A 10,077-nucleotide genomic window follows, 5' to 3' on the forward strand; every position below is an offset into this window, starting at 1 on the left:
TCAATCTTAAATTCTGTTGAGTAAGTTGGTTGAGTCTTCATTACTTTTACACCGTTCCATATTAAGGAGAGTTTACCTCATATCGGTGTACAGGTTTATTAAGCCACAATATAGAGCGCAAACTAGGGAGCTAGAAATAAAAAAGCCTTCATTTAAGAAGGCTTTTAGTGAGAGTTTTACTAGGGCTTAATAGCCGCCAGACTTTTGCTCTTCATTATAGTCTAGCTTTTCATGAGATTTGCCCATTGCTTCAGCAACTTCCGGTGGCATGTAGTTTTCATCATGCTTAGCTAGTACTTCTGTCGCTTCTAGGACGCCTGGCTTAGATAGAACACCTTGCGCTACGATACCTTGACCTTCACGGAAGAGATCCGGCAGTAGATCGTCATAAGTTACGATGATCTCACCGCCTGCAGCATCATGTACAGCAAACTCTACATGAAGGCTGTTAGGGTCACGTACCATAGAACCTACGGTTACCATGCCGCCAACGCGGATACGTTGACCAATCTCAGGCATAACGCCGGTATCTTTTTTACCTTGAACAATTTCCGTAGGAGTGAAGAAAAGGTTCAAGTTTGAATTCAAAGCGTATAGAAGCAAAGAAGCGATAGCTGCAACACCACCAATTAAGGCAACAGCAAGGGTAAGGCGTTTTTTTCGTCTTGGATTCACTATTTATTACTCCGAGTTTCTTTCAGGCGTTCTTCGCGTTGGATCTTTTTAGCGATCTCAACTAACACCTTACGTTTCTGTCTAACACTAAGAACAATTAGTGTTCCTAGCGAGAAAAAAGTTACACCGTAGGCAAGCCAAACATAGAATGCATAGCCGCCCATATTGATAAATTCACTAATTGAGTCGAACTGCATTATTTGACCCCTTCTGCTTTAGCAAGTTCACGAACCCATGGACGCATGCCATTTCGTGCCAAAATTTCTGATCTAAATCTCACTAATGTAATCGCACCAATCATTACACCGAAGCCCATAATGTTAATTAGTAACGGATACAACATCTCTGTAGGCATTGACGACTCTTCAGTGATCTTAATTGTTGATGGCTGATGTAGCGAGCTCCACCAATCTACAGAGTACTTAATAATTGGAATATTAATTACACCAACGATCGCTAGGATGCCTGCAGCTCTTGCTGCTAAAACTTTATCTTCAAAAGATGCATACAATGAAATTACACCTAAGTATAAGAATAGTAGCACTAGCTCAGAAGTTAAACGTGCGTCCCAAACCCACCAAGTACCCCACATAGGTTTACCCCAAGTGGCGCCCGTAATAAGCGCGATAAAGGTAATAACCGCACCAATAGGAGCAATTGCAGCCGCAGCCCAGTCGGCAGATTTAATTTGCCACACTAAACCGATAAAAGATGATGTGGCCATTGCCATGTAGGCTGCCATTGACATGGATGCCGCAGGTACGTGGATAAAGATGATTCGGTAACTATCGCCCTGTTGATAATCAGTTGGAGCAAATACTAAGCCCCAAACTGTTCCAATACCAATCATTGATACTGCAAGCATTGCAAACCAAGGTAGGAGAGTGCCTGATAGTTTGTAGGCGCGTTCAGGATCCGCGTATGAATGTAACCATTTCCACATTTTAGTTAGTACTCACTCGTAAGGATGCACCAATTGCAAAAGGTGCTAACGTTAATGAACCGACCAACATTGCGCCAATAATAGCGAGTTGACCATCATAGGGTAAATTCATACCAGCAGCGTCAATCGCGCTAGTAGCAAAAATTAAAACTGGAATATACAAAGGCAAAATCAATAGGCTTAAAAGCACGCCGCCTTTACGTAATCCAACTGTCAGTGCAACACCAATAGCACCCAATAAGCTTAGCACTGGCGTGCCTAATGCTAATGTCGCAATTAACGCACCGTAACTGTTGCCTTCTAAATGTAGCAATACTGCTAATAAAGGAGCGACTAAAATTAAAGGTACACCGGTTAATATCCAGTGTGCCAATACTTTAGCTAACACCATTAGCGGTAATGGCTGCGGGCTTAACAGCATTTGTTCTAAGCTACCATCTGCATAGTCCGCTTTAAATAAGCGTTCAAGCGATAGCATTGATGCCAGTAGTGCTGCTACCCAAATAATGCCGGGTGCAACTCTGGTTAATACTTGTGGCTCTGGGCCAATGCCTAATGGAAACAGCGTCACCACTAGGACAAAAAATAATAGCGGGTTAAAAATATCACCGCGATGACGCACTGCAATTTGTAAGTCACGCTTTAGCAGTGTGCTAAACGCCTTGGTATAACTGATGCCTTTGTTCATTGCCAAACCTTATACAAAGCGATAATCGAGACGAATTTTACGTAGAATATCATCGCCAATCACGCCCATATCTTGGTGTGTGGTTAAGATTACGCATCCGCCGCGTTTTGCATGGGCTAAAAACAGATGTTCAAGCTCTTCTACGCCTTTCTTATCGATTGCGGTAAAAGGCTCATCAAGTAGCCAAATCTTACAATTGGTATGCCAAAGTCGAGCGAGGGCTGTTCGTCTATGTTGACCTGCAGACAAGTGTCCTGCGAGAGCTTCTTCAAAACCTGAAAGATTGACTTTAGCTAGGATTTCACGGGCATCGAAATCATCATACCCACTGATCCTTAAATTGAAGTTAAGATTCTCTTCTGCCGTTAACTCGCTTTTAACACCTGCAAGATGGCCAAGATACAAGAGTTGGTCATTGTACTCGTCGCGACAACGAGTAATGTCTTCACCTTTAAAATTGATTTGTCCGGCATAGGGACGAGATAAACCAGCGATGATCCGCAAAAGACTTGTTTTACCCGCACCGTTCGGGCCTTCAATTTGCACGATCTCACCTTCATTGATATCGAAGCTAAGTTCATCAAATAAAATGCGCTCTTCTCGGATGCAAGTTAAGTTATTAGCTGATACCAGTGTTGTTGCTTTTGATTTTTCTACCACTGAGCCCTCTATATCAAGCTGTATGAAAACACAAGTGATACTAACACATACGGTTTCAAGCGTTTAGTCTTGCTTGTTTCTAAGTGTCAGCAATTTGATGTAGTTCGAATATTAAGTATTTTCTATGAACTTTTTAAACAATTGCTAATATATTAACGTTTTTGCGAACTATGTCTTGTGAAACGGCTATTATCACGATTAATATCACAAAAAGATGTGATTTGTTGAACTTTGTAGTAACCTAAGGCCGCTATATAGAATAAGTCTGCCAACCTAAAAGGGCAGCGTGAGCTTTGTTAGAATTTGCATTAGGAACGTATAAGATGAAAAAATTATTAGCACTGACTGCAGCTGCAGCTTTGACTCTGTCTACAAACGTACTTGCCCAAGATGGTAAGGCTGTATATGACAAGGCATGCCAAGTATGCCATAGCATGGGTGTTGCTGGTGCTCCAAAATCACACGATGCTGCTGCGTGGGAACCACGTTTAGGTAAAGGCATGGACGCGCTAGTATCTTCAGTTAAATCAGGCCTAAACGCTATGCCACCAGGTGGTATGTGTACTGATTGTTCTGATGAAGATTACAAGAATGCAATCGAGTACATGTCTAAGTAAGTGATTACTTAGTCACATAATAAAAGCCGGCTATCGCCGGTTTTTTTGTGTCTGAAATCTACAGATATGCATGTGGATTCGGGGACCTCCAAGATAAACTCTTGCTTAGCGACTAAATGTTTATACTAGTTGGCATTATAGATGGCTTATCTGCTATGCATGGCTCGCTTATCATCAATATCCGTAGTTGTGGTGAATCGTATATAAAATTAAGCAAGCAAGAGCATTTATCGAATGATTAACCATAGAGTTAACTTGTGTCAGCAAAGCCGTTGTTCCACAGGTTGTTTTAGATTAACGATGTAAAATGCTTACTTAACTTACCGGGGAATGTTTTGAATAGCATTAGTAGTATTTGACTGATAAACCCTTCAGTCGTGACTAATTTTTAAGATACAAGTACAAGGCTGCAATTTAGGTTGCGAAGCAAGTGCTAATTAATCCTAAAGCGGGAATTGGCTAGGATACCCAATAGAGTTTCTATAAGTTTGCCCAAATAAATTATGGCTATGTAGGTAGGCGTTACAGCTACATCGAGTTCAGCATTATTTAATATCTAACTTGATCTTTAGACATAAAAAAACCGGCTATTGCCGGTTTTTTTAAAGGAGAAGGGGATTACTGTACTTGAGTATCTAGTACTAGTTGTGCCGTATCACCGACTTTAACCATAGCCAATGTACCTTGGATATCACCAGCTTGAGCTCTTACGCTGCCATGCTTAGATAAAATCGCGATAACTTCAACAGACTTGGCATCACTTAGTTTAACATTACCACCCATGTTGGTGCTGTCATCTAAAGTAATAGTTACTGGCAGAGTTTGTGCTGAGATCTTGGTCGCTGCTAATGGCACTTTAGGGCCTTCAGTAGAGCGAGCAAAGATAAATAGCATGTCTGTGCTAGCCACTTTTGCTTGTAGCTCAGGAGTAATTGAAACCTCTACAGTAACAGTTTTAGCTGTTGCGTTAGGCTTAACATTCTTGTGAGCGTCATCGTTTGGCATTGCGCTTTCAGAACCCATTCTCATTTTTGCGCTGTCGATAGCATTCATGATCGCACCGCGATCTACATCTGTGCGGTCGCTATCTAGGATTAGTTGCCATGCATCAATCGCTTTCGGGTAGTCAGCTGTAAAGAATGAGTCCATACCAACAAGCAGTAATGTTGATGGGTCTTCAGCATCAAGTGCTAAAGCTTGATCAACAAGAGCTTGCACTGCTGGAGTCATTTGTTGATTTGAACGGTAATACAAAGCAGTAGCTTTAGGGCCTAATAACTCTGCGTGAACACCTACAAGATCCATTGTCTTATCGAATGCTTTAATCGCATCGTCATAACGGTTTGCAGAAATATAAGCGTGACCTAGGTTAAACCATAGTTGGCTGTTTTCTGGTTCAGACTGTGCTTGTGCTTCCATCATCTGAACACGTTGAGACATTATTTGTTCAGTAGTTTGGCCTGCGTGAGGATCATTTGCAGTCATTGGTTGATCAAGGTTCTTGTATGCACCCAACGTCGAGTACATATAACCACAAATACCAATAACAACTGCTGACATAAGTGATGGCCACATTATGCTTTTTGGCTTAAGGCTGTTGACGAGTGATTCATCATCACCTTGCTTCATATCTTGCAGTAAGCTGATTTCAAGTTCTTTTTTTAGAGCGTCGAATTCAGGTTGATCGAGAAGATCTTCTTGAAGTTCTTTTTCTAAAACAGAGAGACGTTCATTGAATAATTCAAGGTTAGTGCCTTTACGTACACCCGCTTCTTCTGCTTTCAGCATACGCTGCTGGCGGAAGTGTGGGAACCAAATCAGCGCAAGGCTAACCAACAGAAATGAGGCTATTAAAATCCAGAATGTGGTCATTATGTCTATTTCACTTTCGTTTGCGAAAAAGCGGATTCACCGCTGAACTAGGGATAAGATTATACGTAAAGATTATTCATTGAACAGTAATATAACCTTAAAAGGTCATAGTTGAGTACTTGTTCACAGATTGATTCTATTTGTAAATTTTCTTGAAACTTACGGGAACTTTGTCAGTCAGACTTTAAAATTTCGCTAAATTCGCTCAGTTTTAAGCGAAATGTGACATGCAATTGTTTATGTGTGTTTGTTAATAAGATAGGTGAAGAATGCGACAAGTCACCCATATTTGTACGAAATAGGCAGACATTAACAATAGCAAATACTAAACTGAGCTAAAATTTGTACCTTTTAGTAGTGTTAACTGCAAACACGTATGTAATGATTAAGTGTATGCTTAATTATGCATGATTTAGGACTGAGGAAAACCCATGATCCCAGAATTAGGACACTTTTCGCTGATTATCGGCTTGGCTTTTGCCATGCTGTTAGCCATCGTCCCTTTAGTAGGTGTAGCTCGTAAAGACCAATACCTAGTGCGCTATGCTTGGCCACTTAGTTACGGTATGTTCTTCTTTATTTTCTTATCTGTTGTCGCACTAGGCTATAGCTTTGCTGTCGATGATTTCTCTGTTGCTTACGTAGCACATCACTCAAACTCGGAGTTACCAATCTTCTTTAAGATTGCCGCAGTATGGGGTGGCCACGAAGGTTCTTTGCTGTTCTGGGTGTTCTCACTAGCAGCTTGGGCAGCAGCGGTTGCATTATTTAGTAAGGGATTAGAAGAAGTCTTCACTGCACGTGTTCTTTCAGTATTGGCGATGATTCTAATTGGCTTCACTCTATTTATGGTGTTGACCTCTAGTCCATTTGAACGTTTATTCCCTGTACCTATGGAAGGTCGTGACCTTAACCCAATGTTGCAAGACGTTGGTTTGATTTTCCACCCTCCAATGCTTTACCTAGGTTATGTTGGTTTCTCTGTAAGCTTTGCATTTGCTATTGCAGCACTAATGAGCGGTCGTCTTGACTCAGCATGGGCTCGCTGGAGTCGTCCATGGACATTAGCGGCATGGGTATTCCTAACAGGTGGTATTTCACTAGGTTCTTGGTGGGCATACTACGAATTAGGCTGGGGCGGCTGGTGGTTCTGGGATCCAGTTGAAAACGCTTCATTTATGCCTTGGTTGATCGGTACAGCACTGGTTCACTCATTAATCGTAACTGAGAAGCGTGGCGCATTCCGTAACTGGACTGTACTGCTATCTATCTTCGCATTCTCACTAAGCTTATTAGGTACCTTTATCGTTCGTTCTGGTGTTCTTACATCAGTTCACTCATTCGCGGCAGATCCAAGCCGTGGTATGTTTATTCTGTTACTACTAGGTTTGGCCATCGGTGGTTCGTTAACCTTGTTCGCATTCCGAGCAAGCGAAATGAGCAGTCCAGCGCGTTTCGAGCTTAAATCTAAAGAAACCATGCTACTTGTATGTAATTTATTGCTAACAGTTGCATGTGGTACGGTACTACTAGGTACACTTTACCCACTACTAATCGATGCATTAGGTATGGGCAAAATCTCAGTAGGACCTCCATACTTCAACGCAGTATTTGTTCCTATCGTTCTAGTACTATTTGGCTTTATGGGTATCGGTCCAATCATTCGTTGGAAGAAATCTAAGGCCGGCGAGCTTAAGCGTCAGCTTATCATTCCAGCTGTAATTGCTACGGTTGTTGGTTTAGCTGCACCGTTCCTAGCAGGCGGTGAGTTTAACGTTTGGGTTGTATTTGGTATCGGTACTGCGGTTTGGGTTACGTTGATGACATTCCGCGCCGCTTACAATATCGTGAAGACCAAAGAAGGCACGATCGATATGTCGCGTTTAGGTCGTAGCCAATTAGGTATGATCATCGCTCACTTAGGTATCGCTGTATCGGTCGTAGGTGCCACTATGGTGTCTAACTACTCTTTAGAGAAGAGCGTCCGTATGGGCCCAGGTATCTCTCATGAGTTAGCGGGTTACACCTTTAACTACACTGAAACTAAAAACGTTGTTGGTCCTAACTACACGGCACAGCAAGGTCAGATTGAAGTTTACCAAGGTGATGATTACGTTACTTTGCTAAGACCTGATCGTCGTCAATACAATGTTCGCACAATGGACATGACAGAAGCTGGCATTGATTGGGGTCTATTCCGCGATTTATATGTCACTATGGGCGACCCAATTAGCCGTACAGAATATGCAGTACGTATCAACTACAAGCCATTTGTACGTTGGATTTGGTTCGGTTCTATTTTCATGATGGTTGGTGGCTTCTTCGCTGCTTCAGATAAGCGTTACCGCGCAAAAGCTGTAAGCACAGTAAAGAAAGCGACTAGCAAGTTAGCAACGGCTTAATTGGAATAAGGTCAGTATGAAAAAGCTAGTATTATTTATTCCACTAGTCGTGTTTTTAGGTATGGGAGTGTTCCTTTATAAGGGACTCTTCCTTAACCCTCAAAAGCTCGATTCAGCGTTAGAAGGAAAGCCGGTTCCGGCTTTCCAACTTGAAGTGTTAGAGTCAGGGGACACCGTGACTAACGAAACACTGAAAGGTAAGGTTGGCTTATTGAACGTGTGGGCAACATGGTGCCCATCATGTAAATATGAGCATCCATTCCTAATGACGTTAGCGCGTAAAGATATTCTACCTATCTACGGTATTAACTATCGTGATGAGCGAGCGTTAGCAATTCGTGAGTTGAGTCGTGAAGGCAACCCTTACGCGATCAATATTTTCGATCACGATGGTCGCTTAGGTTTAGATCTTGGCGTTTACGGTGCACCAGAAAGCTTCCTGATCGATCATAAAGGTATCGTTCGTTATCGTTACGCTGGTCCAATTGATCGTAATGTATGGAAAGAAACTCTTTATCCAATGGTGCAAGAGCTACAAGCCGAAGCAGCGAAGGATGGTGCATCATGATCAAATCACTAGTAAAAAGCTTTACAGCTGTAATCATGTTGATGAGTGTAGCTTTATTCGCTAATGCTACACCGGTAGATACATATCAGTTTAAGTCTGTAGATAACCAAAAGCGTGCGCTAGAGCTAGCCCATTCATTACGTTGTCCACAATGTCAAAATCAAAACTTAATTGACTCTAACTCTCCAGTTGCTCAAGACTTACGTCTTGAAGTTTACCAGATGGTAGATGAAGGTAAGGCTGATAACGAAATTGTCGAATTCATGACAAGCCGTTACGGTGAATTCGTTCTATATAAGCCAAGAATGGAAGCTAAAACTTACGTTCTTTGGTTAGGACCATTCGCTTTACTCATTTTTGGTGGTGTTATTGGTTTCTTCTTTATCCGCAAGCAGCGTATTGCTGAAGCGAATAATCAAGATCTAACCACAGAAGATCAGCAAGAACTTGATCGTCTGTTAAAGAGAGATGCGAAATGAGATCGATCTTAGTGGGCTTTGTTGCTGCAACTATGTTGTTAGCTGGTGGCGCGCAAGCTTATCCAGGAATGGAAAAGCAAGACAAGACTCAAGTTCAATCCAGTGTCGACTTAATTAGTGTTTTACCTAAGCCATTTCCGATCGAAGCTGTGCCATTTAAAGATAGTAAAGGTGGGGCAGTCGACTTTAGCCAATATAAAGGTAAAGTGATCATGGTAAACATGTGGGCGACTTGGTGTCCTCCATGTGTTAGAGAATTACCGGCAATTAGCCGTTTTTCTGCCAAGATCGGATCGGATGACTTTGAAGTTCTACCTGTATCAATCGATCTAGAAGGTAATAAGCAAGTTGAACCATTCCTAAAGTCATTAGGTATGGAAGATTTCAATACTTATTATGATAAAGAGCAAAAGCTTGGTCAGGTATTCCCATTGGATACCATCCCAGCAACTTTCATTCTTAATAGAGAAGGGGAGTTAATTGCTTTTGTTCGTACCTTTGTAGATTGGGATGACGATAAAGCAGTAACACTTATAAAAGGTTTTCTTGCTCAAACTGCAGAAGCAGAACAAGTGAGTGACCAAGCTGAGTAGATACAACAGCATTTATACTGAAAAAAGGGGCTTTTAGCCCCTTTTTTGTACGTATCGTTTGATAAGTATTCGTTTGATTCGAAAAAGCTAATTTTATTACAAAAGGGGCTTGCGCTGATCTGAGATATCCCTATAATGCGCATCCACTGACACGGCACAGCAGGCCAACTACCTAGGTAGAAAGGGACTTGCAGCAGTGTTAGAGAGTTAAGATTCCTTAGGATGATAACTCTGGTGACAAGCGGCTTAAGAGCTTCAAGTAATGACCTCTGATTAAGAAATCATCGCTTGAAAAACTTCTTAAAATAAACGCTTGACGCCAACAACGGGAAGTGTATAATACGCACCCCTAGCCACTTGGAACGGTTCGCAAGAACGACAATGATGGCAACGCTCTTTAACAATATGACAAGCAAATCTGTGTGGACACTCACAGAGATTAAGTTATTCGAAATTGTCTCTCACGAGGCAATCAAAAATTACTTAATGAATGAGTGTTCATAGCAACTTTGGTCTTCACTTTCTTATAGAAAGTAAAATCAAAGATAATTTATGTAATACAGAATTCATTGAGCAGGTC

The 10,077-nt window shown here is 41.7% G+C and carries 11 protein-coding genes; 5 read left to right on the forward strand and 6 right to left on the reverse strand.

What is annotated here, in order from left to right:
• Positions 1–186: 186 nt before the first annotated feature.
• From ccmE to ccmA, 5 genes are read right to left on the reverse strand one after another with little or no spacing between them, the layout of a single operon-like run.
• Positions 187–675, reverse strand: a complete 489-nt coding sequence (gene ccmE / locus L2740_RS21215) for a cytochrome c maturation protein CcmE (protein WP_248472583.1) — start codon at positions 673–675, stop codon at positions 187–189.
• Positions 675–872 (reverse strand): heme exporter protein CcmD, encoded by a 198-nt coding sequence (gene ccmD / locus L2740_RS21220; protein ID WP_248951987.1) that lies wholly within the window; start codon positions 870–872, stop codon positions 675–677. Before ccmD ends, ccmE begins: the two co-directional genes overlap by 1 nt.
• Positions 872–1,618 (reverse strand): heme ABC transporter permease CcmC, encoded by a 747-nt coding sequence (gene ccmC, locus L2740_RS21225; protein WP_220781323.1) that lies wholly within the window; start codon positions 1,616–1,618, stop codon positions 872–874. Before ccmC ends, ccmD begins: the two co-directional genes overlap by 1 nt.
• A gap of 1 nt (position 1,619) precedes the next feature.
• Positions 1,620–2,306, reverse strand: a complete 687-nt coding sequence (gene ccmB / locus L2740_RS21230; protein ID WP_220781322.1) for a heme exporter protein CcmB — start codon at positions 2,304–2,306, stop codon at positions 1,620–1,622.
• Between the two features lie 9 nt (positions 2,307–2,315).
• Entirely contained in the window at positions 2,316–2,966 is a 651-nt protein-coding gene (gene ccmA / locus L2740_RS21235; protein ID WP_248472579.1) for a cytochrome c biogenesis heme-transporting ATPase CcmA, read from the reverse strand.
• A 323-nt stretch (positions 2,967–3,289) separates the two neighbouring features.
• Here ccmA and L2740_RS21240 point away from each other — a divergent pair, with 323 nt between their 5' ends.
• Complete coding sequence (locus L2740_RS21240) at positions 3,290–3,583, forward strand: c-type cytochrome (protein ID WP_248951988.1); 294 nt, start codon at positions 3,290–3,292, stop codon at positions 3,581–3,583.
• A gap of 618 nt (positions 3,584–4,201) precedes the next feature.
• Here the strand turns inward: L2740_RS21240 and ccmI are convergent.
• Positions 4,202–5,455 (reverse strand): c-type cytochrome biogenesis protein CcmI, encoded by a 1,254-nt coding sequence (ccmI, locus tag L2740_RS21245; RefSeq protein WP_248951989.1) that lies wholly within the window; start codon positions 5,453–5,455, stop codon positions 4,202–4,204.
• A gap of 431 nt (positions 5,456–5,886) precedes the next feature.
• Between ccmI and L2740_RS21250 the strand changes: the two genes are divergently transcribed.
• From L2740_RS21250 to L2740_RS21265, 4 genes are read left to right on the forward strand one after another with little or no spacing between them, the layout of a single operon-like run.
• Positions 5,887–7,857 (forward strand): heme lyase CcmF/NrfE family subunit, encoded by a 1,971-nt coding sequence (locus tag L2740_RS21250; protein ID WP_248472573.1) that lies wholly within the window; start codon positions 5,887–5,889, stop codon positions 7,855–7,857.
• Between the two features lie 16 nt (positions 7,858–7,873).
• Positions 7,874–8,425: a DsbE family thiol:disulfide interchange protein gene (locus L2740_RS21255; RefSeq protein ID WP_248472571.1), complete on the forward strand. Its 552-nt coding sequence runs from the start codon at positions 7,874–7,876 to the stop codon at positions 8,423–8,425.
• Positions 8,422–8,904, forward strand: coding sequence for a heme lyase NrfEFG subunit NrfF (nrfF, locus tag L2740_RS21260; protein ID WP_248951990.1), 483 nt, complete (start codon positions 8,422–8,424; stop codon positions 8,902–8,904). The genes L2740_RS21255 and nrfF overlap by 4 nt, the downstream gene beginning before the upstream one ends.
• Positions 8,901–9,497, forward strand: coding sequence for a TlpA disulfide reductase family protein (locus L2740_RS21265; protein WP_248951991.1), 597 nt, complete (start codon positions 8,901–8,903; stop codon positions 9,495–9,497). Before nrfF ends, L2740_RS21265 begins: the two co-directional genes overlap by 4 nt.
• The last annotated feature ends 580 nt before the right edge of the window (positions 9,498–10,077 follow it).

The organism is Shewanella pneumatophori, assembly GCF_023283895.1.
GTDB classification, from domain to species: Bacteria; Pseudomonadota; Gammaproteobacteria; order Enterobacterales; family Shewanellaceae; genus Shewanella; species Shewanella pneumatophori.

Coding starts and splice junctions, on each gene's coding strand:
- L2740_RS21250 (WP_248472573.1), top strand. CDS start 5,887: ATGATCCCAGAATTAGGACACTTTTCGCTGATTATCGGCTTGGCTTTT.
- ccmI (WP_248951989.1), bottom strand. CDS start 5,455: ATGACCACATTCTGGATTTTAATAGCCTCATTTCTGTTGGTTAGCCTT.
- L2740_RS21240 (WP_248951988.1), top strand. CDS start 3,290: ATGAAAAAATTATTAGCACTGACTGCAGCTGCAGCTTTGACTCTGTCT.
- ccmD (WP_248951987.1), bottom strand. CDS start 872: ATGCAGTTCGACTCAATTAGTGAATTTATCAATATGGGCGGCTATGCA.
- L2740_RS21265 (WP_248951991.1), top strand. CDS start 8,901: ATGAGATCGATCTTAGTGGGCTTTGTTGCTGCAACTATGTTGTTAGCT.
- nrfF (WP_248951990.1), top strand. CDS start 8,422: ATGATCAAATCACTAGTAAAAAGCTTTACAGCTGTAATCATGTTGATG.
- ccmB (WP_220781322.1), bottom strand. CDS start 2,306: ATGAACAAAGGCATCAGTTATACCAAGGCGTTTAGCACACTGCTAAAG.
- L2740_RS21255 (WP_248472571.1), top strand. CDS start 7,874: ATGAAAAAGCTAGTATTATTTATTCCACTAGTCGTGTTTTTAGGTATG.
- ccmC (WP_220781323.1), bottom strand. CDS start 1,618: ATGTGGAAATGGTTACATTCATACGCGGATCCTGAACGCGCCTACAAA.